Annotated in this window: 25 protein-coding genes and 4 pseudogenes; 15 read left to right on the top strand and 14 right to left on the bottom strand. The window is 66.3% G+C overall.

Annotation, left to right across the window (positions count from 1 at the left end; translation table 11 throughout):
- Nucleotides 1–359: 359 nt before the first annotated feature.
- Complete coding sequence (locus tag CC117_RS03895; RefSeq protein ID WP_071082391.1) at nucleotides 360–1,010, bottom strand: nitroreductase family protein; 651 nt, start codon at nucleotides 1,008–1,010, stop codon at nucleotides 360–362.
- A gap of 140 nt (nucleotides 1,011–1,150) precedes the next feature.
- Between CC117_RS03895 and CC117_RS03890 the strand changes: the two genes are divergently transcribed.
- A complete protein-coding gene (locus tag CC117_RS03890) occupies nucleotides 1,151–1,876 on the top strand; it encodes an IclR family transcriptional regulator (protein ID WP_071082409.1) in 726 nt (241 codons plus the stop codon).
- A gap of 483 nt (nucleotides 1,877–2,359) precedes the next feature.
- Here CC117_RS03890 and CC117_RS03885 read toward each other — a convergent pair whose 3' ends face one another.
- A complete protein-coding gene (locus CC117_RS03885; RefSeq protein ID WP_116287691.1) occupies nucleotides 2,360–3,739 on the bottom strand; it encodes an MFS transporter in 1,380 nt (459 codons plus the stop codon).
- Between the two features lie 133 nt (nucleotides 3,740–3,872).
- Here CC117_RS03885 and CC117_RS37230 point away from each other — a divergent pair, with 133 nt between their 5' ends.
- The gene (locus CC117_RS37230; protein WP_157905339.1) at nucleotides 3,873–4,028 is read left to right on the top strand and encodes a hypothetical protein; all 156 of its coding nucleotides are present in this window, start codon (nucleotides 3,873–3,875) and stop codon (nucleotides 4,026–4,028) included.
- Nucleotides 4,029–4,164: 136 nt separating this feature from the next.
- Here CC117_RS37230 and CC117_RS34100 read toward each other — a convergent pair.
- Both CC117_RS34100 and CC117_RS03875 read right to left on the bottom strand, forming a co-directional pair.
- Nucleotides 4,165–4,347, bottom strand: a pseudogene (locus CC117_RS34100) (LysR family transcriptional regulator); the annotation flags it as partial.
- A gap of 5 nt (nucleotides 4,348–4,352) precedes the next feature.
- The gene (locus tag CC117_RS03875; protein ID WP_084131478.1) at nucleotides 4,353–4,862 is read right to left on the bottom strand and encodes a nuclear transport factor 2 family protein; all 510 of its coding nucleotides are present in this window, start codon (nucleotides 4,860–4,862) and stop codon (nucleotides 4,353–4,355) included.
- A gap of 87 nt (nucleotides 4,863–4,949) precedes the next feature.
- Between CC117_RS03875 and CC117_RS03870 the strand changes: the two genes are divergently transcribed.
- Both CC117_RS03870 and CC117_RS03865 read left to right on the top strand, forming a co-directional pair.
- A complete protein-coding gene (locus CC117_RS03870) occupies nucleotides 4,950–5,489 on the top strand; it encodes a TetR/AcrR family transcriptional regulator (protein ID WP_071082389.1) in 540 nt (179 codons plus the stop codon).
- A gap of 392 nt (nucleotides 5,490–5,881) precedes the next feature.
- On the top strand, nucleotides 5,882–6,457 hold the full coding sequence (locus CC117_RS03865) for an HhH-GPD-type base excision DNA repair protein (protein ID WP_071082388.1): 576 nt from the start codon (nucleotides 5,882–5,884) through the stop codon (nucleotides 6,455–6,457).
- A gap of 16 nt (nucleotides 6,458–6,473) precedes the next feature.
- Here the strand turns inward: CC117_RS03865 and CC117_RS03860 are convergent, their stop codons facing one another.
- The 5 genes and pseudogenes from CC117_RS03860 to CC117_RS03845 form a co-directional block, all read right to left on the bottom strand.
- A complete protein-coding gene (locus CC117_RS03860; protein WP_116287690.1) occupies nucleotides 6,474–7,595 on the bottom strand; it encodes a tyrosine-type recombinase/integrase in 1,122 nt (373 codons plus the stop codon).
- 1 nt (nucleotide 7,596) lies between these two features.
- Nucleotides 7,597–7,761: a helix-turn-helix domain-containing protein gene (locus CC117_RS40270; protein WP_407673466.1), complete on the bottom strand. Its 165-nt coding sequence runs from the start codon at nucleotides 7,759–7,761 to the stop codon at nucleotides 7,597–7,599.
- 80 nt (nucleotides 7,762–7,841) lie between these two features.
- A pseudogene (locus tag CC117_RS03855) lies at nucleotides 7,842–9,544 on the bottom strand (replication initiator).
- A 272-nt stretch (nucleotides 9,545–9,816) separates the two neighbouring features.
- Nucleotides 9,817–10,149, bottom strand: coding sequence for a hypothetical protein (locus tag CC117_RS03850; RefSeq protein ID WP_131803011.1), 333 nt, complete (start codon nucleotides 10,147–10,149; stop codon nucleotides 9,817–9,819).
- 23 nt (nucleotides 10,150–10,172) lie between these two features.
- Entirely contained in the window at nucleotides 10,173–10,373 is a 201-nt protein-coding gene (locus CC117_RS03845) for a hypothetical protein (RefSeq protein ID WP_071082386.1), read from the bottom strand.
- A gap of 275 nt (nucleotides 10,374–10,648) precedes the next feature.
- Between CC117_RS03845 and CC117_RS03840 the strand changes: the two genes are divergently transcribed.
- The 4 genes from CC117_RS03840 to CC117_RS36985 all read left to right on the top strand — a co-directional run bounded on the left by CC117_RS03840 (nucleotide 10,649) and on the right by CC117_RS36985 (nucleotide 14,568).
- Nucleotides 10,649–12,022, top strand: a complete 1,374-nt coding sequence (locus tag CC117_RS03840; protein ID WP_131803010.1) for an XRE family transcriptional regulator — start codon at nucleotides 10,649–10,651, stop codon at nucleotides 12,020–12,022.
- Nucleotides 12,019–12,579, top strand: a complete 561-nt coding sequence (locus CC117_RS03835; RefSeq protein ID WP_071082384.1) for a flavoprotein — start codon at nucleotides 12,019–12,021, stop codon at nucleotides 12,577–12,579. Before CC117_RS03840 ends, CC117_RS03835 begins: the two co-directional genes overlap by 4 nt.
- 428 nt (nucleotides 12,580–13,007) lie before the next feature.
- Entirely contained in the window at nucleotides 13,008–13,556 is a 549-nt protein-coding gene (locus tag CC117_RS40265; protein WP_407673465.1) for a DUF4145 domain-containing protein, read from the top strand.
- Nucleotides 13,557–13,599: 43 nt separating this feature from the next.
- The gene (locus tag CC117_RS36985; protein ID WP_256385347.1) at nucleotides 13,600–14,568 is read left to right on the top strand and encodes an AbiTii domain-containing protein; all 969 of its coding nucleotides are present in this window, start codon (nucleotides 13,600–13,602) and stop codon (nucleotides 14,566–14,568) included.
- A 151-nt stretch (nucleotides 14,569–14,719) separates the two neighbouring features.
- On the opposite strand, the gene CC117_RS38615 is transcribed toward CC117_RS36985, so the two are convergent.
- Both CC117_RS38615 and CC117_RS40260 read right to left on the bottom strand, forming a co-directional pair.
- Nucleotides 14,720–15,076 (bottom strand): hypothetical protein, encoded by a 357-nt coding sequence (locus CC117_RS38615; RefSeq protein WP_241829814.1) that lies wholly within the window; start codon nucleotides 15,074–15,076, stop codon nucleotides 14,720–14,722.
- Nucleotides 15,077–15,225: 149 nt separating this feature from the next.
- Nucleotides 15,226–15,558, bottom strand: a pseudogene (locus tag CC117_RS40260) (TIR domain-containing protein); the annotation flags it as partial.
- A 1,656-nt stretch (nucleotides 15,559–17,214) separates the two neighbouring features.
- On the opposite strand from CC117_RS40260, the gene CC117_RS34080 reads away from it, so the two are divergent.
- The 3 genes from CC117_RS34080 (at nucleotide 17,215) to CC117_RS03820 (ending at nucleotide 18,940) form a co-directional block, all read left to right on the top strand.
- On the top strand, nucleotides 17,215–17,742 hold the full coding sequence (locus CC117_RS34080) for an SMI1/KNR4 family protein (protein WP_084131469.1): 528 nt from the start codon (nucleotides 17,215–17,217) through the stop codon (nucleotides 17,740–17,742).
- 759 nt (nucleotides 17,743–18,501) lie between these two features.
- The gene (locus CC117_RS38610; RefSeq protein ID WP_241829813.1) at nucleotides 18,502–18,654 is read left to right on the top strand and encodes a hypothetical protein; all 153 of its coding nucleotides are present in this window, start codon (nucleotides 18,502–18,504) and stop codon (nucleotides 18,652–18,654) included.
- Nucleotides 18,647–18,940, top strand: coding sequence for a ribbon-helix-helix protein, CopG family (locus tag CC117_RS03820; protein ID WP_071082381.1), 294 nt, complete (start codon nucleotides 18,647–18,649; stop codon nucleotides 18,938–18,940). The genes CC117_RS38610 and CC117_RS03820 overlap by 8 nt, the downstream gene beginning before the upstream one ends.
- Before the next feature lie 279 nt (nucleotides 18,941–19,219).
- Here CC117_RS03820 and CC117_RS03815 read toward each other — a convergent pair whose 3' ends face one another.
- The gene (locus CC117_RS03815; RefSeq protein WP_071082407.1) at nucleotides 19,220–20,620 is read right to left on the bottom strand and encodes a phenylacetate--CoA ligase family protein; all 1,401 of its coding nucleotides are present in this window, start codon (nucleotides 20,618–20,620) and stop codon (nucleotides 19,220–19,222) included.
- Nucleotides 20,621–21,096: 476 nt separating this feature from the next.
- On the bottom strand, nucleotides 21,097–21,729 hold the full coding sequence (locus CC117_RS03810; protein WP_071082380.1) for a TetR/AcrR family transcriptional regulator: 633 nt from the start codon (nucleotides 21,727–21,729) through the stop codon (nucleotides 21,097–21,099).
- A 94-nt stretch (nucleotides 21,730–21,823) separates the two neighbouring features.
- On the opposite strand from CC117_RS03810, the gene CC117_RS03805 reads away from it, so the two are divergent.
- From CC117_RS03805 to CC117_RS38605, 3 genes and pseudogenes are all read left to right on the top strand, one after another.
- Nucleotides 21,824–22,291 carry a nuclear transport factor 2 family protein gene (locus CC117_RS03805; RefSeq protein ID WP_071082379.1) on the top strand — a complete coding sequence of 156 codons (468 nt, stop codon included), beginning with the start codon at nucleotides 21,824–21,826 and terminating at the stop codon, nucleotides 22,289–22,291.
- Nucleotides 22,288–22,482, top strand: coding sequence for a hypothetical protein (locus tag CC117_RS03800; RefSeq protein WP_071082378.1), 195 nt, complete (start codon nucleotides 22,288–22,290; stop codon nucleotides 22,480–22,482). The genes CC117_RS03805 and CC117_RS03800 overlap by 4 nt, the downstream gene beginning before the upstream one ends.
- Before the next feature lie 35 nt (nucleotides 22,483–22,517).
- A pseudogene (locus CC117_RS38605) lies at nucleotides 22,518–22,928 on the top strand (toll/interleukin-1 receptor domain-containing protein); the annotation flags it as partial.
- Between the two features lie 196 nt (nucleotides 22,929–23,124).
- Here CC117_RS38605 and CC117_RS03795 read toward each other — a convergent pair.
- Complete coding sequence (locus tag CC117_RS03795; RefSeq protein WP_071082377.1) at nucleotides 23,125–23,916, bottom strand: exodeoxyribonuclease III; 792 nt, start codon at nucleotides 23,914–23,916, stop codon at nucleotides 23,125–23,127.
- Between the two features lie 282 nt (nucleotides 23,917–24,198).
- On the opposite strand from CC117_RS03795, the gene CC117_RS03790 reads away from it, so the two are divergent.
- Entirely contained in the window at nucleotides 24,199–24,630 is a 432-nt protein-coding gene (locus CC117_RS03790) for an ATP-binding protein (RefSeq protein WP_071082376.1), read from the top strand.
- The last annotated feature ends 285 nt before the right edge of the window (nucleotides 24,631–24,915 follow it).

The raw sequence follows: 24,915 nt of genomic DNA, 5'->3' as shown, positions 1-24,915 counted from the left end.
GGATCTGCACGCGGTTCGGTGCGACGGGCACCTGTGTCGACCTTGACCCTGAGAAAGAGGCCGTATCGCTGTTCTGGCGCGTGCACGACGTCCGTTCCGCGCAGCGCACTCGGCTATGACCGCTGACCAGGCCCGTTGCCGGGTGACGCTCGGCGTCAGATGTGGCCTCGCGTCCGTCGGGWTGTGGCGGCGCAGACCGCGGCCCTGGCCGCCAGCATCTCGAACGTAGCCGCAGCCCAGATCGGGTCCTGTCAGCACGGCGACGGAGCGATGACCGACGCCCCGTCGGCGTTGCTGATCGGGATGATGCTGGACCAACGGGATTCGGAAAGAACGAACAGTGGTGCCGAGCGGCCTCGCTACCAGCGATCGCGATGGAGTATCTGATCGCGAGGAACCCGCGGCGCGGGCCGGAACTCCGTGCCCAGGGTGAAAGCGAGCGGTATGAACGCGGCCAACATCACCTCGTCGTACGGGACTCCCAGGACCTGCGCCATCTCCCGTTCCAACGGTCCCTGGGCGGTGGTCCACACGGTCCCCAGCCCTCGGGCCCGCGCGGCGAGCATGAAGCTCCACACAGCCGGAAGAATGGATCCCCACGTCATCGACTGAGCCAACGCGGAGGCGCCGTCCGTCCGTCCTTCGACGCACGGCACGACGATGGCGGGTACGCGATGGATATTGTCGTACAGGTGTTGGAAGCCGCTCACCATCTGGGTCATCGAGCGGCTGTGCATGGTCATCCGCTGTACGTCGCGGTGACTCAGTCGGCTCACGCCGGGATCCACGACGGCGACGGCGCGACGGAAAACATCCGCCAGGGCGGCTCGACGCCTGGCATCGGTGACCACGACGAAGTGCCACCGCTGTCGGTTGCGCCCGGTCGGGGCCTGCACCGCGAGGTCGACGCATTCCTCGATCAGCCGCCACGGGACCGGCCGGGAGAAGTCCAGCCGGTGGCGCACCGCTCTGGTGGTGGACAGCAGCTCGTCAGCGCTGAGATCGAGCACAGGACGGCTCCTTTCGGACGTGGGTCTGGACTGACGTGGGTCTGGACTGCTGAGCCAGCCTGCCGCCCGAGGTACGCGCCAGCGAAACATCCGGTTTCACGGGGTGAAAGTCCCCGCCGCCTGCAGTGGGGAGGCCCGTGGTGGCTGTTGTCGGCAGAGCCCTGTCCGTGCTGGACGTGTACTCGGATGGGGCGCCGTCCCTGCGCCTCACGACGATCGCCGATCGCGCCGGCCTGCCGCTGCCCACGGCGTTGCGGCTGGTACGTGAGCTTGTCGCCTGGGGTGGTCTGGAACGGCAGGCGGATGGGTCCTATCGGCTGGGAAGCCGCCTGTGGATTCTCGGCAGGCAGGCCCCCTGCCCGCGACGCCTGGTTGAGGCGGGACGGCCCTATCTTCAGAGGCTGCACGCCACGACGGGGCTGCCCGTGCTGCTCACCACGCTGGACGGTCCACGAGTCGTCGTCGCGGATGCCGTCGGCACCCGCCCGCGGCTGGAGGAGGAACTCCCCCTGCACGCCACCGCCGCCGGCAAGGTCTTTCTAGCTCACCTGCCCGAGGCCCGCCGCCGGGAGGTTCTCGGCGACCTCGAGCGCCATACGCCCTACACCCTTACCGCGCCGGGAATCCTGAACCGGCAACTCGCCGCGATCCGGGCCGGAACCCCGGCAAGCGCACGGGAGGAATGGCAGCTGGGCGAGGTCGAAACAGCGGCACCTGTGGGTCCGTTCGGCGCCAACGGTCCGACGGCGGCGCTCACGGTGACGGCCCGGACGGCAGCCCATGCACGCCGTGCGGCTCCGCAGGTCGTGATAATCGCGACGGCGCTCGGCAGCCATCTCGAGACGGCGKCAGGGACGGTCGTCTGAGACGTGAGGTCCACCCGCCGACACCCCGCCAGGCTCGGCTACCGGGCGATCTGGCCAGTGGCGGCGGCCGCCGCAATCTTCCGTGCCCATATAGTTACAATTCGTAACTTTCGGGATTCGGTAAGGTCGGCGGGACCTAATAAAGCGAGGCTGCACCTGGCGCGGCGGCTTCCACGATCTCGTCCGCCATCCTCAGCGCTTCCCGGGTCTCATCCACGCTCGGCTCATGGCCGCCGTGGATAGCCCTGTTTCGTGGCTCAGCCAGCCAGCCAGCCAGCCAGCCAGCCAGCCAGCCAGTCGGTTGATGATCTTCCTGTCGTCGGCGAGTTCAGCCTCCGCTCGGAGATCCTCGGACCTGGTCTGGAGCGGGGTGAGCACGGTGTCCGCGACGGCACCGGGGGCGACACGACACGCTGACCACGAGTGCCGACCGCCGACGCGCCGTTCTGACCGTCGACGTTTCGCCRTGCCGTGTTGGCGGACTCAACCAGGTCGGCCAGCGGTGGGCGGCAGGYCCGTCAACGCCGTCGGCTGGCCGGTGCCGGTGCCGGTGCTGGTGCCGGTGCTGGTGCCGGTGGCGATGGCCGGCAGGTCCCGCAGCGTGGTCGACAGGCCAGGCGCGACCAGTAGCGCTGTCAGCATTCCGGCGCCGCCGGCCAGCAAAAAGGTGGTCCGCGGGCTGGTCGCGTCAAGCAGGAGGCCGCCTGCCAGGTACGACGCCGCGGCGGCGACCCCGATGGCACCGTAAAAGGTGCCGAAGACCCGTCCGAGTAGGCCGGCTGGGACGATGCGTTGGAGCAGGGTGTTGGCGGCGACGTCCATCGCCGCGATGCCCAGACCGCGCACGGCCTGAACGGTGAATGCCGCGCCGACCGCCCAGGCGAGACCGGTGAGGAAGTTGCCGACGCTGCTGACGAAGAATCCGCCGACGAGCAGCAGCGGCATCGACGCCCGTGTGCTCGCCCGGGCTAGCAGGGCGTAGCCCACGACCAACCCGATCCCGACCGCTGCGAGCAACAGGCCCACTGCCCAGTCGCCAGTGCCCAGTGTCTCCTTGGCGAGCAGGACCAGCGCGACGTCGTCGATGCCGTTGAAAGCGACCGTCGCACAGAAGCCAGCGAAGATCACGAGAAGCGCCCGGTTGGCCAGCAGGTAGCCGATCCCCAGGCGGGCCTGGCCGAGCAGGCCGCTCGGTTCGTCGTCCGTCCTCGGCTGTGCCGGGAGGGGTCCAAGACACAGCAGAAACAGCGCGGACAGCAGGAAGGACGCGGCATCGACCAGGAGCACGACGTGCACGCTGACCAGCGGCAGCAGCGCTGCCGCGGCCAGCGGGCCGGCGACCTCCGCGGCGTTGGTGCCGAACCCGATCGCGGAGTTCGCGACCGGCAGGTCCCGGTCGCCCACCAACGCGGGAACCGCCGCTCGGGAAGCGGGCATGAACACCTGTCCGGTGATCGCGCGTACCGCGACCAGTGCCAGCAGGATCGGTAGCGCGGGCAGCCACAGTGCGATCGCGAGCATGGTGACCGCCTGGCCGGTCTCGCAGAAGATCATGATGCGTCTACGGTCAAGACGGTCGCTGATGGCACCCGTGAACGTGCCGAGCAGGGACGGTGCGAAGTCCCCTGCGAGCAGGAGCAACGCGATCGCCACTCCCTGCCCGGTCGTGTCCGCGACATGGAGCATCAGCGCAACCAGGCTCAGGGAATCGCCGGTACGGGAGACGCACCGCGCCGCGAACAGTCCGCGCAGCGGGCGGTTCGTACGGAGCAGCCGAAGTGCTCCGTTGTGTTCCCTGCCGGTSCCGAGGGCCACCTGGCCCGGCCGCGGTGGTTGTTGCGCGGCCACACCTGCGTCTGTCATTTCATGTCACGGAACCCTGRCACGGATGCAATGTAGCCGGCGCGTGCTATTCAGCGCGACTGGATATTTCGGATCGACGAGGCGGACGAGCTCCTGCCGCGAGGAGCCCTTCACCGAGCTGATGGGACAGGTGATGGCCACTGCTGAGTGGTTCGGGCACCGCCAGCATGTCCACCTGACCTGGCTGGCCGTCCGCCGCTACGGCACAGCTGCGGCAGTGGGCCTGATCGGCGAGGGCATCCAGCGCACCGCCCGCTACGCAGGCGCCCCCCAGAAGTGCAACCCTTGATGTCCAGGACAGACCTGCCTCAGGAGGTACTCGGCTTCCTCGGCGCGCTCGAGACCGTGGCTGCCGACGCCCTGACAGCGTCCCCGACTCACAGCTTCCGTGGCGCCACTACCCGGATTGGTCGGGGATCGGAAATGCCGGTCCGCTGGGCGCGGCGGGTGGCCGCGGCGAGGCTATCCAGCGCGGTGCGGCCTTCTCGGAACAACACCTCGCCGGCGGTTGTCAGCCGGACTGTCCGGCTGGTCCGCTCGACCAGGGTCACGCCCATGCGGCGTTCGAGCTGGCGGATCGCCCGGGACAACGGGGGCTGCGCGATGCCCCGGGTCAGCCGGGCTGCGTCGGGGCTGCGGGTGCGCGGCCGGTGGTGTTGGCGAGGGTGCGGGCCAGGGGTTCAAGGAAGCCGAGGGCGCGGGCCAGGCTGATGTGGTCGATGTGGTCGCGGGATTCGACGATCTGCCCGTCACGGACGCGGACCACGAACACGCATGGCACGGCGAACTCGCCGTGGTCGGCCGTTCCGGCGTAGGTGAACTCCGCGACGACGACCTCGGGATCCGCCGTCTGGTGCACGACTATCCCCATCGGCGTGAACCGRCTGACGCCGGGTGCCGGCCCGATGCCGGCGAAATGCTGGCGTAACTCGGCGCGTGTGTGCAGCGGCTGGTCACCCAGCGGTGCGAACGGATGCCGGACATCCGTCTGCTCCCCGTACAGGCCGGCGAGGGCGTCGAGCTGGCGCTCCCGCTCGTCCGGCGTCAGATCACCGGAGACCAGCCGGCTCACGCCGACGGGGACCAGGCGAACGATGTCGGCCGGGGCAGGCGTCGGTAGCATCGAACCTCCAAAACGAAGTCGTGACTCCGTCACGGTAGCGAAGTCCAGACTTCGTTTACAAGGGGACGGGCTCGATGGGAGGCAGCCGTGCGGAGGAACGCCGTGGCCAACCGCGAGCGCATCCTGGCCGCCGCCGAGGCGGTGTTCGGCGAATACGGCGCGGCCGGCTCCACCGAGGACGTCGCGCGCCGCGCCGAGGTCGGCATCGCGACCGTGTTCCGTCACTTCCCGACCAAAGCCGCCCTGGTGGAGGCAGCCCTGGTACGCCACTTCGACCTGCTCAACGAGCGGGCCCGCACCCTGGCTGCCGGCGCCGACCCGGGACAGGCGTTCCAGGACCTGCTGCGAACCATGGTCGAGGACGGGTCGACGAAGCTGACCCTCATTTCCCAGCTGCCGGACGGACAGTTTCCACCGAGTGTCCACCAGGCGGCGGACCGGCTGCGCGCGACCGTCGAGGAGCTTCTGGACCGGGCGGCGCGGTCAGGCGCGATCCGCCGGGACGTCGGGGCCGACGAGGTCTATCTCCTGGTCCGTGGGATCGCCCAGGCATGCGCCACCATGCCGACGACACCGCATACCGTCAGCCGGGCCCTCGACGTGGTGCTCGCCGGGCTGAGCGCGTAGGGTTGCCCATTGCCAATTCCGCGCCCGGAGGTTGTCGTGGCGGTCTCGGCCCGCCGCCAGGAAAATCCCGGATTCGAGAGGACCGGGACGGTTTGCGCCCGCCGGCCTGGCCGTCGACTTCCACCTGGCCTTCGGGCTGCTGGCGGCTTTGGCCGCGCTCATGCTGGTGCCCATCGGACAACTGCACGAACCGCGATCGGCGAACCTGCCATGACTGCCCGCCGGCACTGCGCTGCCCGAAGGCATGGCTGCCGGGCCGCACAGGAAAGGGCCTCGGCGCCGCTCTCGCCGTAGACCTGCGGTCACCGGTTGGGTTCAGCAAAGATGATCGCCAAGCGATCATCTGACGGTGGTGTGACGGTCCACGCTGGACCGTCGGCTACGGTGATGGCGTGGGACTGCACCTGAGCCAGATCGACGAGGCCGACGAGCTGCTGACCAACGACCCGTTGGCGCTGTTGATCGGAATGGTGCTGGACCAGCAGATCCCGTTGGAGCGGGCGTTCGCGGCCCCGTTGGAGCTGACGCGGCGGCTGGGTCGCTCGTTGGATCCGGCTGATCTGGCGGGGATGGATCCGGAGGAGCTGGCCGCGGTCTTCTCCATCCAGCCCGCGTTGCATCGCTTCCCGGCGGCGATGGCGCAGCGGACCCAGAAGCTCTGCCAGATTGTGATCGACAGCTACGACGGCGACGCCGCGCGGGTGTGGACGGCTGCCGCGGATGGCAAGGATCTGCTGAAGCGGGTCGCCGCACTGCCCGGCTTCGGGATCCAGAAGGCGAAGATCTTCGTGGCGCTGCTCGGTAAGCAGCTCGGCGTCGAGGCGCCGGGCTGGCAGGAGGCCACCGCTCCGTTCGGTGATGCCGGAAGCTACCTCTCGGTGGCCGACATCGTCGATCAGCAGAGCCGCGACAAGGTCCGCGACTACAAGAAGCAGATGAAGGCCGCGGCCAAGGCACAGGCCGGCTGACCTGCGGTTTCGCGTTTCAGAGGGCTTCGCGGTCCGCAAACAGTCCGCAGGAGTCCGCGGCGGGTGCGGTCGCGTCCGATGCTGGCGCGGTGGCGGGTCGTCGCAGAGCGGAGTCGATGACGGTGCGGGCGCGGTCGTCGTCGCCGGGCCACAGGTGGGCGTAGATGTTGAGGGTGATCGCCGCTGACGAGTGGCCGAGCATGCGCTGAACCTGCTTCACGCTCGCCCCGCCGGAGATCAGCGCCGAGGCGTAGAAGTGCCTCAGATCGTGCGTTCCCGCTTGGACGCCGGCCGCCCGGCACGCCCGCTCCCAGGCCGACCGCCACCGCCGGTACAGCAGCGGTTCGCCGTCGTCGTCCGTGAAGAGGATGTCGGACGAGGGGTAAGCCGCCAGGTGCGCGGCGAGGGCATCGGTGACGAGYCGGCCGACCGGGACGGTGCGTACGCTCGCCGCCGTCTTCGGCGGGCCGAAGCTGCCGGACTGGAGCCGCTGCCGGTCGACCCGGATCATGCCGCGCAGGAAGTCCACCCGGTGCGGGTCGAGCCCGAGCAGCTCCCCGATGCGCAGCCCGCTGCCCGCCAGGGCCACGACCGCCGCCGCGAACCGCGGTTCGATCGCGTCGGCCAGGGCGTAGACCTGCTCGACGGTCAGCGGGGCGACCTCCTCCCGCCCGAGCTTGGGCAGCGCCACGCCGTCACACGGGTTCTTCACGATCAACTGATCTTCGATGGCCGAGTCGAGGATCAGCGAGAGCGTGGTCATGATGCTCCGGACCGTCTGCGCCGCGTAGCGCCCGTTCAGCTCCGCGACGAACCGGCGGACATCCGCCTTGCGGATGCTGCCCACCTGGCGGTTGCCGAAAGCCGGGAGGATCTGGTGCTTCAGCGCGTTGTCGCGGATCTCCAGGGTGCGCGGCCGGGAGACCTGCAGCGCCCGCCAGCGTTCGGCGACCTCCGCGAAGGGYGCGCGGCCCGCGTTCGGCGACACGTGGTCGCCGCGCAGCACTGCCGATTCCTGGGCGGTCAGCCAGCGGTCCGCGTCGGCCTTGCGCGCGAAGTGCTGGGAGTGTTCCTTTCCGTCCGCGTCCCGGTAGCGGGCACGCCATTTCCCGGTCGGTCGTTTGGCGACGTTCCCCATCTCACGCAGCTTTCTGGGTGTCGAGCCACTGCCGGATGTCGGCCGGGTCGTAACGCAACCACCGGCCGATCCGATAGCAGGGCGGTCCGATGTGCCGATGCCGCCACTGATAGAGCGTGGCAACGGGAATGCCGAGATACTCGGCTGTCTCTTCAGTAGACCACAATTTCTCGCCGTGATTCGGGGAATTCCGTGAACTGCTGGTGCCTTTGGCGAGTCGAGGCAAAGGTGGTGTCCCTTTCGTGGTCAGRCCGCGCGGGATTCTCCGTGTCCTTTCTGTGATCTGGGATCGGGAGGTTGCCGACCGGGCGCGGCGGCCCCTGCCGTCACTGCCGCCGCAAGCTGAGCTGCTTGCAGTTGCGAGCGCCAGGTGTGGCGTTCGGCGACCGCGCGCAGGATGAGGTGATCGCGCCGGGGCGTAGGAGCTGCCAGGCGTGCCGGCTCTGGTCGATCTTCTGGCCGGCCGCTTCGAGGAGAGCGGCGACGAACGCCCGCCGGTCGGCCTTGTGATCGGCCAGGGATTTGCCGGACCACTGCCGGGAGACCAGGACGCGGCGTCCGCCGAACCCAAGCGTCTCGCGGCGGTGCGCCTTGCCCTTGCACCGGCCGGGGGCGAGGCCGGGTCGGGCGTTGCGTGGCTGGACGCCGTAGGTCAGCCAGTTGGAGCAGAAGGGGGAGCAGGGTTCGTRCCGCAGCGCGTCCGCGAACCGGTCGACATGGGCGCGTTGCGCGTCGGAGTCGGCCGCGTGGCAGGTGTCCAGGCCCTTGGTCAGGTACTTCGTCAGATAGCCAATCAGCCTGCCTGCCGTCCGCGAGTCCGCGGTGACCCCGTCCACGCGGATCTGCGGGCCGAACCGGACCACGTGTGCGGGTTCGTCGTCCTCGCCRATCGCGTCGACCGCCTCATCCCAGGACGGCAGCAGCGTCCCGGCATTGGGATCGACGTAGCCGCCCTGGCCGTCGTCCCAGATTGGCGGTCGATCCGGGTCGAATGTCGGGCTGTCGCAGTTCGGCCACCAGACGTTCTGGTACGTGGCCGCCGCGACCTGGCGGATCACCGCCCGGGGAATCGTCCCGCGGATCGCGGCGTGTAGGTGCGGGGCGAGGCGTCGTTGGGGTTCCAGGGTGGCGAAGTACTGGACGTTCCAGCCGACCGCGCGGCGCAGGTTCTGAAGGAACCGGTCGACCAGCTTCGGGAAGTGCAGCGCGTCCCGCGCGGCGCGCCGGTAGTCGTAGGAGTCCGGGTCGACGGGGGTGCCGTCGGAGTGCACCCGCCCGTAGCTGTCGCAGGTCAACGTGAGGAACAGCGAGGGCCGCCACACGGTGCCGTCCGGTGCGGTGAACGTCCGCCCGACCGTGCGCCGATCGACCGGCAGCCGGGGCAGATCCGGCACATCCTGCCGGCGCTTCGTGGACCGCACCCGCCGCGGACGTTCCCTCTCCTCCGATGCCGCCTTGCCGCGCACGCCGAGGGCGGACAGTTCCGCGTCCACCTGGCCGATCAGTTCGTCGATCTCAGCCACGCCGGCCGGGTCGTTCTCCGCTTCCGCCTGCTCTCGGACGACTTCCAGATCGGCGCGGAAGGTCGCCAGCGTCTTCATGTCGTCGGTGGGCGGGTCCGGGTCGGGAAGCGGTTCGGTGTCGAGGTGCCAGCCGGACTTGCACTGCGCCATCCGCAGCTTGCGCGCCTGCTCCGCGCAGGGCGGGCATTTGCTGGCCAGGGTGGCGCCGCAGGGCACGGCGTGTACCGAGGTCTCCCCGGTGGCGGTGTCGACGCGGCGCATGGCCAGCGGGCGGATGCACACCCCGTTCTCCACCGCCACGGCCTCCACGACCTGGCGGGCAAGCGGCATCCGGGCACGGTCGACCCGCGACGAACCGGTCGAGGGAACAGGAACAGACGAGGGGGCAGAAGCAGACGAAGGCGGGGCGGAGGTGAACGAGGGCACGGGCGACCACTCCCACAAGGCAGGGCAGACCGAACGGGGGAAGGGGGCGGGAACGTCGGCCGCGGGGCACCACACCCCCCGCCCCGCCGATGGGACGTCTATGAGGGCCGCCCAGCCATGGCCGCGCCAGCTCCACCCACACGGAGCCCGCTCCGTCTCGTGGGCATAACGGACACTACGTGCGTGACCGTCCGTGTGCCAACAGTTATACCTTCAATGTATTGCGACTTGGTATAGCCAAGCCGCCCGACCATCCCTACTTTGTATGGCTTTCATGCACCGGCCGGACCTCCACCATGCCCGCCGGGTGGGGCAGGGAGAGCCGTGGTGGCTCGTGGTCGAGCAGGGCCGGGCGCCATGCCATCCCCGATGGCGATCACGGCCGCGTCCAGGCCGGCACGCTGGCCCGCGATGAACGCCGCCGCCTCCACCGGCGTGACCGTTCCCTCGACGAGCAGCAGCGGGGATGGGTCGAGTGCGAGCACGGCGACCAGAGCCCGCCGGTAGTCGGCGAGGAGCAGCGGGGGATCGCCGGCCGCGTGGTCGTCGAAGGCCATGTCCTGGTCGAGCAGGCCGAGCACGTAGGAGCGGTACGTGGTCGCCACCGTCTCCACCCCGCGACAAGGCATCACGCCACCGCCGCACAGGAACCGAAGACCCGCATCATCGCGGGGAAGCAGACCGGCCCCACGCTGTACTCCGACCAGCCGATCTCACGGGCGAACCGGTCAGCTGCCGCCGCGCTCTCGAACGCTACGACGATCTCCCGCACACGTTGGCTGTCACCGTCGAACCGGACCAGGCCGAACACCGTTTGCTCCACGTCCACGTGGTCACCTCCGGAAGGGCAGGGACCGGTTCCGGGCGGCTCGTGTGTGGCCCGTGGGGGTGGGCACCGCCCGGAACCGGCGGGGTGCGGCGCCGCACCGGGGACCGCTGTCAGCCCGGCCAGAACCGCGATCACCAGTGCACCGTGGACACCCCATGGCCCGGGACGCCGAGCACACGGGATACCCGTGGGATACCTCTGGGAGGATCAGCAGCCCACAGGGCGGAGCCATCATCCGGGCTGTCGAGCCGTGTCGGCACTTGTACGATCACGCTGTGAGACGGGCCGCGACGTCACCCAACGACCAGGTGCGCGCCGCACGCCTGCGCCACCCGTCGACCCTCACCCCAGGCGACCCGTTGACCCGCCAGGAGCTTGCCGAACGCGTCAACCGGTGGATCTACGAGCAGGACCAGACGATCACCGAGATCGACGCCAACTACATCGGCAAGCTGGAACGCGGGATGATCCGCTGGCCGCAGCACCGCTACCGCGAGGCCCTGCGTGCCATCCTGCGGGCGGAAACTGACCACGAACTTGGCTTTCGCCGCCCGGCGCGCCACCAGGAAGCGCCGAAAGATCGGGAAGAGATCGGTCTCCGCACGGAGGGAGTCGAGGAGGACCCAGTGCACAGACGAGGCTTCCTCCAACTCGGACCAGCACTGATCGTGACGCCGCATCAGGGCCACACGAGGCCGGAACCCGCCGTCACCCCGGCCACGGTGACCTTTCTGCCGAACGGCAACAGTCGATCAGAACCGATCTCGGTCGACGTGCTGAGGGCTCAGGTCTCCAGCATGAGGCACGCCTACCAGTCCTGCCGCTATGCGGAACTGGACGCGGCTCTACCCGCCTTGCTCGCCGCTCTCGACAGCGCCGAGGCCCCGGCGGGCGGGATTACCTCGATCGAATCCCTGCGTGCTCACGCCTACCAGGTCGCCGCGAGCGTCGAGCTGAAGCGAGGCAACGAGGGCCCGGCCTGGCTTGCGGCCGACCGGAGTATGAGAGCGGCCATCCGCTCCGGAAACCCACTCGATATCGCCTCCAGCGCCCGGGTCGTGACCCACGCTTTGATGCGTGCCCGGCAGTTCACCGAGGCTGCCACCGTCGCCAGCACCGAGGCAGCCCGGTTCTCCCGAAGCTGGGAGCGGCCCACTCCGGCCGCCTTTTCCGTCTACGGAGCATTGCTCCTGCGGGGTGCCGTCGCCGCCGCTCAGGCAGACAACCGCGCCGAGGCAGCCACGCTGCTCGACGAAGCCGCCGAGGCCGCCCGATGGGTCGACCGCGACGGCAACGAACAGTGGACCGCGTTCGGCCCCACCAACATCGCCCTTCATCGCGTGCACGTCGCGGTGGTGCTCGGCGATGCCGGGATGGCCCTGGAACATGCTCGGACGGTTAACCCCCAGGCGGTCCCGGTGACCGAACGGCGCGCCGCCCTCCACATCGATATTGCCCGCGCGCACAGCCAGCGTGGCAGCTACGGACAGGCCACCCAGGCCATCGTTGACGCCGAACGAATCGCTCCGGAGGAACTGGCCCGGCGCCCAGCCTCCCACCGCCTGATCCGCCACATCCTGACCAACGCGACTGGGTCGGCGCAGCGCACCGTCCATGACGTGGCCGTCCGCTCAGGCATCGCCGCATGACGGCACGTCAGAGCAGGGTCCTCTATGTCATCACCTGCGCCGCAGGAGCCGCACCTCACGTCGACCGTCTCGTAAACCTTGCTCAGGTACGAGGGTGGGACGTCTGCCTGATCGCGACCCCGGCCGCCGTGGCGTTCCTCGACGTCCCAGTGCTGGAAGAACAGACCGGTCATCCCGTGAAGAGCGTCTATCGCCAACCAGGCGAACCGCGGTCGAACTCGTTCCCCCAGGCAGACGCGATCGTCGTCGCTCCAGCGACCTACAACACGATCAACAAGTGGGCCGCGGGCGCCAGCGACAACTACGCCCTGGGCGTGCTGGCCGAGGCGTTCGGGCTGGGTATCCCGGTCGTCGTCCTGCCGTTCGTCAACTCAGCCCTGGCCGCCCACTTCGCCTTCCAACGCAGCGTCACTGACCTGAGGAAGGCCGGAGCCCACATCCTCATGGGACCGGGCACCTGGCAGCCGCACGAGCCCCACACCGGCGGCCAGCAGCTCGACACATTCCCGTGGGAACTCGCACTCGACGAAGCAGACCGGATGAGCGCACGCGGCTGACTGTCTCGCCGCTGCCGCAGGTGCTGCCGGAGGACTGCCGAATCTGCCTGTTTAGGATCAAGCCGCGGTACAGGCCGTGCCGCGCGACCGGCTGCGCGCGGCCGTGAACGGCCGTGCTCCCCGGGCGCGTCGCGTCCAGCGAGCCGCGTCGCAGGCTAAGCAGAGATTCATTAGATCTTGGTCGCGCCCGGCCCATAGCCGGTGCAGCACCGAGGCGGATCCGCCGCGTACAGCCCAGCCTCCGACCTGCTAGAACGAGCCACCGTCCGCCGTCCTCACACCTCCATGAAGCCAGCGCAACGCTGGAGTTGGCGACCCGTGAGATCAAGATCAAGAAGTGCGCGCTAAGATCTCACAAGATCTTCCGGGGGGTGGATGTGAGTGTCCTAGAGTTCTGYGCATCATTGGTTTCTTCCCTTGCCTGGCCTATGGCTGTAGTTGGAATTTTCATTATCCTTCGGGTTCCGCTCACCCGGATACTTGGGCGACTTTCCGCTCTCCGATTTGGCGATTTTGAGTTCGATTTTCAACAGCAGATTTCGGATATTGAACAGGCTGCACGTGAGGCCGAGGAAGGCGGTGGTAAGGATTCGCCCTCGTCTTCCGGGCCCAGTACCGTAGGGAACCTTGCAACTGAGGTCGCCGCCGTAGCCGAGGTATCCCCAAGAGCCGCGATACCATTGGCCTGGAGTGCCGTTGAACAGGCACTATTCGAGGCTACTGAAAGAATCGGAATAGTGTTCGGTCGGTCGCGAGTAACTGCCTTGGATGCCATCAACGCGCTCAAGTTCAACGAGCATATCGGGGCATCGACCGCGGAGGCGCTAAATCGTCTCCGCGTCCTAAGGAATGAAGTTATTCATGCTTCGAAGAGCGCATCAGATCTAGGGCAATCGGACGCAGAGGAGTATGCAAATCTCGCGCAGCGGATGATAGCTATCTTGGCGCRCATCGATTCTGCAGCGAGGATGGATTAGTCTTGCGTGGTTACGCACCACATATCTCCGTACAGGCTGGAATATGACAGGGAATCAGACTGAACACGCACTCGAACTGRCCGAAGAACTCGTGGACGACATCGAGCTCTCTAGGCTAGACGCAGGGAAAATACTACTGAAGGCCACTCGTTTGGCGCGCTTCACCGGTGCGGAAGAAACGCGTGAATGGTTGTCTTTCGAGTTGCGAGGGTACGATACATCCACTCTCTCGCATACGTACATGGACAAGACCGGGAGATGGATCGATAAGGATAGCAGTAGAGGGTACTACAACAGTCTTGCATCGATCGATGCACTAATAAATCAGTACCAGGCGGAGTTGTCGTCGGCACAGTTCGGCGGAATCTCGGGACAATCTGCCCTACTGGTTACAAACAATATCATGAAGCGGCGAAATTCGCTGTTGGAGAGTATTTTATCTTGCACGCGAGTCAGGTCAAAAGTTCTCGCCATGATTCACGATTTTTCCTCGTCTGCGTACTACGGGATGCGCTTCGGGGAGCGGCAGGAGAACCTTTTCTCCGATGTTCGAGTTCGCGTTGATGGAAAACTCGGAACAGTATCCGGCCGGGCTGTCGAAAAGATTGAAGCTATCTACGAGCGTCTGGAATCGGGGGACCCCGAGGCCATAAGTCATGCGATGACCTCATGTCGGCGCCTCGTCGACGACTTTATTGATGCTTTGTTCCCCGCCCTTGATGAATCGCGGGATATCGACGGRCATTCACTTAAGCTCGGGCAGCAAAATCGCCTAAATCGCCTAACCRCATACGTGGCGCAAAAAATTGACAGTGACGGGCGAAAAAATCGTATCCGTCGCGAGATGTCGGATGTCTACGAGAGAATTAACAAGGGAATTCATGGCGACGTGACTGCACGCGAAGCCCAATATCTGTTTATTCACACCTATCTTCTTCTTGGAGAAGTTCTTGATTTGCAAATGGACGAGCCGGGAAATAAATCGGCTGCGAGTATGCGGGAGGCGGATTAGTGTGGGCGATGTAGACGAATCGAGACCTCCTCCGGTCGCCGGAGAAGAGAATCTCTGGCAGGCTTTTTCTGCATTTTAGGTGTAGCGATCGGGTACACAGGGACGCCTTAAAAATCGGACACAGGTACCAGTCCCCGATTTTGGATCACATCTAGAATGGCGKAAACGACTCGCGTCCTTCAGGGAAATCAAGCTCGATCGACACATTCATTGTCGAACAAAGGAAAGACAGGAAATCGAACAGTCTAGCGGTGGGCTTTTTCGAAATCTTGTACTCTACACCATAACCGTCACCCGGCACGCGCATGAAATTTCCTTTACCGAGCTCCACTCGCAGCATATGCTCAGCAATCAACATAAACTTATTTGTCCGATCGCCGGGCGGAATCACCTCGTGGACGCTCGTCGAAAGATGTGAAATTGTCGACGACTGCCGCCGAATCTCCATACGAATTTCGGCAAGCATCTCAAGTTCGGTAAGTGCATCGCCGCCCGAACTTCTTTCCATTTCCGTTCGAACCGCACGCAAGTTCTCGTCAAACTCGGGCCAAAACGCGTCGAATCTTTTTGTAGAACGCCATCGTCAACATGTCGCGGCGAAGTTTGCTGATTCATCTCACGCACCAGCTTTAGCACGGCACCAGAATGCCTGCTGTCGATGGCCTGGAATTGCGCAAGCGGATTCTTTAGATCCGAAACGCCGAGGTCGACAAGAACTGGAACCACACGACTTTTGGCAACATGCTTAGCGAGGGCCCCTGCTTCAAAGTTGATCCAGGGCGACGATTGTGTAGCTCTTGTAGTTAGAATAAGACCGTAGGAAGTCGCCTCCAATTCATCCGCCAGAACGTCGAGCGCACGAGTACCCCCACCGATATCTTGAGACGAGACAAACACGTCGACGTCATGGATCAAAACGGGTAGCCATTCCCGGAAGATCTCCGCTACGCTWTTTGACGTGTCACCTGACCAGCTGACGAACACTTTCATCTACATCCCCCGAGTCCAGATGCCTATACTGCGATCCAGTAAACCGAAACGCCGCTACCCCGAAGGTCCATCATCTCAGGTACCAAGGTGCGTTGGACATCCAGGGGGATCGACGGCCCCTCCGCACCTCCGTCGGGGCTTCCCTACGGAGCAGCCCCGACAGTTGCCACGGAGAGCCGGGGCCACTCGCTGTGCTGCTGTCCGTAACTCGTCGRGCCAGACAACACGTAGACGTGATGGAAGGCGGTCCATGGGCGACCACTTCACCATCCGGCGTCGACGGCCAGGCTGACAGCCAAGGCGATGGACGAGGATGGACGCTAGCGGACACCTATTGAGCAAGTACCCGAAGTCCACGGCCTCACCAAACGTCCACGGACGCCAGCGGAAGATCCAGATCTAACTACCGATCAGAGGCACTGCGGCAGGCGCCACACTCGCCCCAGCCAGGACCTACCGTTGGGCCGCACTCTGTCCGTCACGGCGCGCACTCGGACCGACGAACGTCAGTAGACGGAAGCAGACGCAAGATATTCATGGCAGGGCAAGCGCGGAAGGATCTGGTGGGTGTGCGCTGAATTGACCCGGGGTTTGGCTGACGCCGCGCTTACCGGCGCCAGCCAAAGCACTACTCCTTAGTGACCAGCGTCAGCGCAGCTACACTTCCCCTGACACTGACCGTGGAGCCCGTTGATACACGCATTGCATCGCCCGTACCCGTTCCCCATAAGTTCCCTCCTCCGTAAGATTATCTAGATCAAGATTTCTACCCTAGCGGATCAATCCTGTCAAAAGTCCGCAGCTTCGTAGGAAATCTGGTAAAGGAGTTAGCCTCGACAGGCTCTCAAGCGGCTGACACACCGACAGTCAGCAAAAAGCGCAAAATCGGGACAAAAATGGCAGAGACCGCCGGTCGCGATCGACGATCCCCTGACGCTCTGTGACTGCGGCAGGGGAGGCTTCCGTACTGCAGTTGTACTGCAACGGGGACAGACGCCGATGGACGTCGGTGGACATGGCCGAGCCCGTAACCTGCGCCGATGGACGTCGGTAGACGCTCGTGAACGGTGCGCCGAGGGCTACGGATCAAAAGGTTGACCCCCCTGTGATCCGCTGCTGGCAAGGCCACCAGCGATGCCAGGCCGGTCCCGCCGCTCACGTCGGGTGCCCATTCCCCGGCTGGGCGCCAGATGGTCTGACGGGACACCGGCCGCGTCAAGGGCGCCCTTCGGGCGGTCCTTCGGACTGGCTACGCCACCCCTGACCCGACCGGCGTCCCGCGCAGGCGGAGGCGCTGGCCGGGGAACGGGACAAAGAAATGGGAGGCACGAGGAGGCACCGTGGCCCCTCGGGTCGGTCCGCAGCCAGTCCGCAGGACCGCGAGAAACCGCCGAAGACGACGGTAGATGCCGTAAGGAATCCGCACAGGTCACGCAGCATCTGGAGAGGTCAGCGAGGTTTCTGGAAGTCCTCGCAATCCCTTTGTCACCTTGATCAGCTGTGGGTGGCGACGAAGTTCAGAACCTGCCACGAGGGGAACCAGCCCTGGATCACCCACGTATCGTCGCTGGTTCGTCCTGCCGGGTGCTCACCGTGACAGGCTCCAGCTGTCGAGGCGTCGCCGGAGCCTGAGTAGCCGGCCGGTAGGTTGCACACATGACGTACGATGACGATCGATCTTTGCCTGCTGCGCTACGGGTCGTGGCTGAAATAGAGTTCGACTATGCAGATGGCGATGGCATCGAATTCAAGCCTTACCCAGAGTTCATGTCAGCACAGGACACCACGGATTGGTTTCGGGCCTGGACGGATGACTGCGGGGTTTCAGGTGAATTTTTCCGGCCCTTCGGACAGGATTGGACGGGTGGTATAGCGGCCTTCTGGCTGGTGCGCCCTGGTGCGGCTCTCGTAGATCAACCCATCGTCTTCCTAGGTTCCGAAGGTGAGGGTGGGGTCGTGGCGCGCGACCTGGCCGGGTTTCTCTGGCTGCTGGCGGATGGATTCGGACCCAGGGAGGCCACCGATCCGCGTGAACGCGACCGACCGTCTCGCCCGAACGCCGAGCTGCTCGACATCGCCGAGCGATTTGCGGCCGGTGCGCGTCAGACAGCGGCGGCCGTCATCGAGCAGGCTTCGCGGGAGTTCCCGGATTTCGAGCACACGGTCATGGCGCCCTCTCAATGAGGGCTACCCGAAGGCAGGAGCACACGGTCCCGTAGCGCCTGGGCGCCCTTCGGGCGGTCCTGCGGACTGGCTGCGCCACCCTTGACTCGACCGGCGTCCCGCACAGGCGGAGGTGCTGACCGGGGAACGGGCGGAAGAAGCGGGAGGCTCCGGCGGTCTCCGTGATCCTCACTCGACGCTCCGAGCTGCCGACGGCGCTGTGGCGGGCGGCGGTCGATTCCGGAGACGGTTACGCTCCGCCATCCTGTGATCGGCGGAGCCGTGGGTCTCCTCGCCCTGCAGTGGTCCGCAAACGGTCCGCAGGAGGTTGGAAAACGGCCCACACCAGTGGCAACTACTGAAAGCGAGAACCGCAGGTCAGACGGCGTGTCGACCGGATAGGTGCAGGTCGGAAGACTGCGCCGTGGCACGAAGCAGCTGAAGGCTGCGGCGAAGACCGCAGCCTCTTGACCTGCAGGTTTGTGGGCGAACTTTCCGCCCTGTCCGCACGGAGTCCGCTGGGCGGCCAGGGCCGTCCGAGTGTGTCGGGCGCCGTGTTGACTCGCTGTGGTCGCCGTCCAGTGATCCTTCCCGCGTGTGAGTAGATGTGTGACACTGTAAGTTGTGGTGGACGGCCTTTGGTGGGACCAGGAGGACGCGGAGTACATCCGGCGTCGGTCTGATCGCTATCCCGGTGCGACCGATATCGAGCCTGAGTGGACCCTGGAGGCTGTGAAGGATCCGCGGAGGATCGTTCGTGACCCGGACCCGAGGAGCAGGATGGGCGCGGCTCGCCTGATCGGGTACTCGCGCAGTGCCGGGTTCGTGCTGACCGTGATCGTCGACCCGATCGACGAGGCTGGGATCACCGCGTGGAAGACCCGCGGAAGCGATCTTCGAGACTACCTGGAGGGAGAGGGCGACGGTGACTGATGCRTCCAGGCGTGCCCGGCGTGACGCGATCCGCGCCGAGTACGCGACCGAGGAGGCCGAGGCTGCCGAGGCGGAGGCCGTGGAAGCTGAGCAGGCCGTCGTGTCTGTACGGGTTCCCGCATCGTTGGCGGAGGCGCTCAAGGCCCGTGCCGCCGCCGAGCAGCTGCCGACCTCGGCGTTGGTCCGGCGCATCCTTGCTCGGGCGGTTCAGAGCCCCGAGGCTCCTGTCGTGAGCGTGGAGCAGGTCGAAGAGATTGTGCGCAGGGTTCTCCGTGAATCAGCGTGATCTGCGGTCCGCAAACAGTCCGCAGAACGCCCGAAAACGGTCCACATCAGTGGCAACTGCTGAAAGCGAGAACGCAGGTCAGACGGCACGCCGACCGCATAGGAGCAGGTCGGAGGACTGCGCCGTGGCACGAAGCAGATGAAGGCCGCCGCCAAGGCGCAGGCTGGCTGACCGACGGATGTGGTTGGTCCACGGCGACGCGGCGGTTACGCGGGCAGCGAAGCTGACCAGGGCATACATCCGCCCTGATGTCGACCAGGACGCCAAGGGGTAAAGCGGCTAACCACTCAACGCGATGAACCGCTTGAGCTTCCCTGTCGAGGCATGCCGGGGGATCTGCTCAACGACGCCTACGCTGATGTCGGGATTCGATAGTCCATACGGCCGTAGCGAGAAGGCCAGTGCTGCGGCTACCGCGGCGGCGTTGGGTGACCCGACCACGAGCACGTCCGCCCCGCGCGCGGTCTGACGCACCTGATACTCCGAGATCAGCGGGTCGGTACCCAGCACGTTCCGGAATGCGCTCGCTGGGACTGTTCGCCGTCCGTAGCGGAAGTCGTCGTCACGCCGACCGACGATGTCGGCGACGCGCAGCATCGAACTGCCGCATGCGCAGCGGTCGGGCAGCAGCGTGATCTCGTCACCGAGGTCATAGCGAACAAATGGGAACGTGCGCCCCGCGAGTCCGGTAGCGAGCGTGCGCGCCGCCGGCTCATCGGGGGCGACCGGCCGCCCGGCCGCATCGACCCGCTCGAGGATCACCTCGTCCTCGCAGATGTGGAGGCCGTCGCCGTGGCCGCAGCCGACCGCTTGGACGCCGATCTCGGTCGAGCCCCACAGGTTGTGGACAGGGGCGCCCCAGGCGGTGTCGATCRCGTGGCGGTCCTGTGCGCTGAGCGGCTCGGAGTTGGTGCTCACACGAACTGGCCGGATATCGAGCTCTCCCACGATCGCAGCTCGGGCGAGGCGGCCGATCACCGAGGCGTAGCCCACGAGATGGGTCGGCCGCGCGTCCGCCACCGCGTGCAGCACCTGATCGAACGGCGCCGCCGCCGGGATCACGACGGTCTGCATCGACGGCCCGGTCGCGACGTCGAACAACGGCGTGCTGGCGTGTGGCGGCTCGCCGGCCTCCACCACGGCCAGTCGCACTGGGCGGCCGGCCGAGCGGGAAGCGCGCTCGGCACGCGCCTGCCATCGCCAGGCGAGACAGGCGAGCGTGACGAACTGCTCCCAGTCCCATACGTAGACGCCGCGCACACCGCTTGAGCCGCCCGAGCTGAATACCTGGAGTCCCGTGGGCGTGTAGGAGAACCAGCCCTGCTGGGCCAGCACCCGCTCGGCGCCTGCACGGTCGATATCGGAGGTGGTGACAATCCTGTCCCATTCATCCTGGAGATCCTGCTTGACCATGGCTGGCAGCCGTGCGAGGTCGTCGACCGTCGCCGTGGCCGGGTCGATGTCGGCCATCCGGGCCGCGTGGAACGGCGAACGCTCGCGCGCGAACCCCAGCAACGACCGGAGTCGTTCGGTGCGGTAGTACTCGATTCGCTGGCGCGGCCACGCCAGCCGCGCCACATGGTCCTCGATCGCGGCCTGCACAGCGCTCAGGTGCGCTGCGCGCAGACGCTGGTAGGCCGCCTTGGGGTCCTCCCGGGGCACGCGCACAGTGTCGACCACGGCGCAGCGGCACGCCAGCCGCGAGGCGGCGGCAGTGAGCCAGTGGCCGACACCGTCAGGRCAATGGCGACGGATCGCACAGTCCGTCATCCACAGCCCCAGTGCACGGCGCACGGCGCAGAGCGGCCTTCGTAGTCCTACGGCTCCCTTTCACACCCGGCGCGGTCGCTCAGGCGAACGCGGCCGGAGGGTTCGCCGTGGTGTTCGGTCCGAGCCCGCTTGCGGTGCGCGAAGCCGGTGAACGAGTTCCGCGTTCGGGTAGGCAGCGCGCATCCGCCGGATCGAGGTCTCCCTGTTGTGGAAGGAGCCGGTCCGCGAGGCGTTCCCCGGCAACAAACAGGACCGACGGGACGCTGTGGTCAGGCCGCGCAAATCGGACAAACAAGGAATGATGCTGGACGCCATGAAGTCGCTGCACGAGACGATCAGAACGAGTGGAACGGATATCGCATTCCTGCGCTGAGCGGTAAATGCGATCAGCCACCGGACTCCGAGGGGCGGAGTGTCGGACCGGCGGGGGGTCGAAGCCCGTCAAAGATCACAGTGAGGGTGCGACGTTGCAGGTCGTCGTCCCAACCGGCCTGAAACGCTCCCTGACAGGTACTGACCAGCAGAGCCAACACCTCGCCAATCTGCGCGTCCTCGCGGATGGCTCCGGAATGCTGGCCCGATGTCAACAGGTCGTCGATCCCGCCGCGTAGCGCTTGCAACGGCTGTGYGGGCTCGATCTTGATACCGGACCGGGAGAGCAGCTCGAYGACGCTCTTCTTCGCCGCGGCCTGCGCGACGAGGCGGGTGAAGAAGGTGAACAGCGCGGTGCGCGGATCACTCTCCCTGGCCAGGGCAGCCACGTCGGCGGTGAGCTGTTCCAGGAGATCCTTCATGATCGCGGTGAGAAGGTCGTCCTTCGTCGGGAAGTGGCGGAAGACCGTGCCGATCGCCACTCCCGCGCGACGGGCGACCTCCTCGGTCGTCGCCGACGCCCCCTGGGTGGCGAACACCTCGCTCGCGGCGGCGAGAATGCGGTCCCGATTGCGCCGGGCATCGGCCCGCAGCGGCGGCGTGCCGTCGGCCCGGCCGGCCCCCGGTGGCGACTGGTCTGTCTCCATGGCGTGACCTTCCCTGTTGACAAGATGAGTCGCCGCTCATATTTTAGCTAAGTCGAGTAGATACTCATGTTAGCTGAGTCGGGAGGAGCCCGTCATGAGCGACCAGCATGGGGCTGCGCCAGACCCGCGGACGCCGCGCGAGGTCTTCGCCTACATGCGGCAGCAGTGGCTCGCGAACGGCGCGGACGCGGGGAACACGCTGCTTGCCGAGGACGCCGTCGTCGAGACACCGTTCGCCGCACCCGGTCATCCACGTCGCTTCGATGGGCGAGAGGAGTTCCTGGCCTTCGCCGCGGCCGGCCGGTCATCGCTGCCGGTGCGGTTCGAGGAATGCCGGGAGCTGGCGATCCACGAGACCACCGACCCACAGGTGATCATCGTCGAGTACGAACTGGCCGGAACCGTCACCACTACCGGCCGCCACGCCTCGGCCCCGTTCATCGGTGTGCTCCGCGTCCGGGGTGGACTGATCACCGTTTGGCGCGAGTACCAGCACACCCTCGCCATCGCCCATGCTCTGGGACAGGTCCCGGCACTACTCGCCACGATGCCCACGGAATGAACCTGGACGAGTGCTGCGGACCGGCGGGTGACGCGGTCGGCTACGGTGGCGATGTGGGGCTGCACCTGAGCCAGATCGACGAGGCGGACGAGCTGCTGACGAACGACCCGTTGGCGTTGTTGATCGGGATGGTGCTGGACCAGCGGGTTTCGGAAAGAACGAGTGGGACTGGACTGTCTGCGCGCGATTAGCTGCGTTCTGTGACGGCATATGCGACGATATCGGCGTGGCAACGGGGGCGCTGTCGTCCAAGCAAGCCGGTCCGCCAGAGGGAGCCCGCTGGGACTTCTTCATCTCTTACACACAGGCTGACCATGTGTGGGCCGAGTGGATAGCGTGGCAACTGCACGACGCCGGCTACCAGGTGCTCATTCAAGCCTGGTATACGGTTGCCGGGTCCAACTGGGTCGTGCAGATGCAGGAAGGGATTCTGCGGTCGGAGCGCACGGTGGCGGCGCTCTCCGAGGACTACCTAAAATCCTCTCACGTTCAGAGCGGGTGGGAGGCCGCATATGTGACTGACCCACACGGTTTTGCTCGGAAACTCGTCCCGGTCCGGGTCACCGCCTGCCCTCGCCTCGGTTTGTTCAGTCGAATAGTCTCCGTCGACCTGTTCGGTCTGACCAGTGAAGCGGCCCGAGCCGAACTGCTCAGCCGCGTCAGCGCCACGGTCGCCGGTCACGCCCGGCCGAATAGGGAGCCTGTCTTCCCTGTGGGCAGTTCCGAACCAGCGCAAACGGCTGACTCCGGCCACGTGAACGACTGCCGAATCTCTCTGAATCAGGCGGTGTGGGGGAGGGGGATCGTGGGGTACATGGGGCGTCTCGCGGTAACTACACGTCGAAATCGGCATACACCGGCGCGTGGTCGCTCCAGCGTTGATCATACGTCGGTGCCCGATCCACAGCGGCGGCCAGGATCCGCCCGGCCAGGTGGTCGCTTGATATCAGATAGTCGATTCGCCAGCCGGCGTCAGTATCAAAGGCCCGACCTCGCCATGACCACCATGTATATGGACCCGGCTGTTCTCCCGCGAAATTCCGTACGAGATCCATGAAACCATCCTCGGTGAACAGCCGGTCAAGCCAGGCTCGTTCCGGAGGAAGGAATCCAGCCTTCCTCAGATTGCCCTTCCAGTTCTTCAGGTCGATCTCGCGGTGGCATATGTTGAGGTCGCCGCACACAAGTACGTTCCGGCCGTCGGCTGCCAGCTTTGCCATGCGTTCTCGGACGGTGGCCAGGAAGCGGTACTTCTCCTCCTGCAGGGGTGTGTCCGCCTCGCCGGTGTGTACGTACACGGACACCACTGTCAGCAGTCCGGGATCGCCCYCCAGAGCGAAGTCCGCCTCCACCCATCGGCCGGCACCGGTGAAGTCGCCGAGCCCCGCGCGGACGCTCACGGGTGCGATCCGGGACAGGATCGCGACCCCTGCCCTACCCTTCGTGGCCGACGCCTCATGGACGATGTGCCAGCCGGACCCGACCGAGTCCGCCAGCACCGCGTCGTCGGCGCGCACCTCCTGCACACACAGGATGTCCGGGCACCGGGCCTCCAGCCACGCACCCATCCCTCGCCGTCTGGCCGCGCGAATGCCGTTCACATTGACCGTCGCCACCCTGAGCACAGTGCCCCGGCCTCCTCGTCCGTCGTCCTGTCCACCATGGAAGCAGGCTGGCAACCACCGCCCTCGGGCAGTGCCCCGGACAAGTGGACCGGGGTCGGACGGTCCGTGACCCGGACCAGAGAAGCAGGATGGGTGYGGCTCGTCGTTCTCGCGTCGTTGGCAGACGCTCTCAAGGGCCGCGCGGCCCCCGGGGAATAAAGTGATCGCCCATCCTCGAACCTGACGTCGGCGACGAGTCTCGGAGCCGGAACAACCCAGCACTGGGAGTGGAACGTGGCTCAGATGCATTCAGCCGATGGCACGGGCAGCTCCGGCGATGGCCACGGTGGCGGCCTGCTCGACGTCGCGCAGCTCAGCGTTCCCGCAGCCGGCGCTTACCTGGTCGTCCTGCGCACCGCGACCGCGTCCTTGGCCGCGCGGGCGGACTTCACCCTTGACGACATCGAGGACCTGCGGATCGCCGTGGACGAGGCCTCCGCCCTGCTGCTGGTCTCCGCCGTCCCGGGATCGGCCCTGGAGTGCGTCTTCGCGCTGTCCCCAGGCTTCATGCGGGTGACCGTCTCGGTCGACAGCCTCGACGGTGAGTCGCCGTCGAAGGACACGTTCGCCTGGACCGTCCTGAGCGCGCTGGCCGGCGAGGTCGGCAGCTCCACCGGGCCGGGCCAGCGAGTCGCGATCGAACTGACGAAACGGCGCGGCGACCGTGGCGAGTAGCCGATCCCCACGTCTGCCCTACGCGCGAGTCGGGGCACCCGACTTCTCCGAATCGGTCTACGGGCGTCCTGGCGCGATCGGACGTCGAGCGCTTCCCCGGAGCTCGGACGGGCCGGACTGAACTGCTGCGCGTCGCCGGATGCCGGGTCCAGCACCCGGAGGACGCAGTCGACGCCGGTCGCGAAGTCCGTGCAACGGGCTGTCCATCCACGCCTCACCTGGTTCCTGGGCGAACGCAGATCCGACTACGGAACAGATACTCCCTGGTCGCGTTGAATCGCGCGT

Source organism: Parafrankia colletiae, from assembly GCF_001854655.1.
GTDB lineage: Bacteria > Actinomycetota > Actinomycetes > Frankiales > Frankiaceae > Parafrankia > Parafrankia colletiae.
The sequence above is the reverse complement of the archived record's forward strand: the minus strand, read 5'-3'. Positions and strand labels throughout refer to the sequence as shown.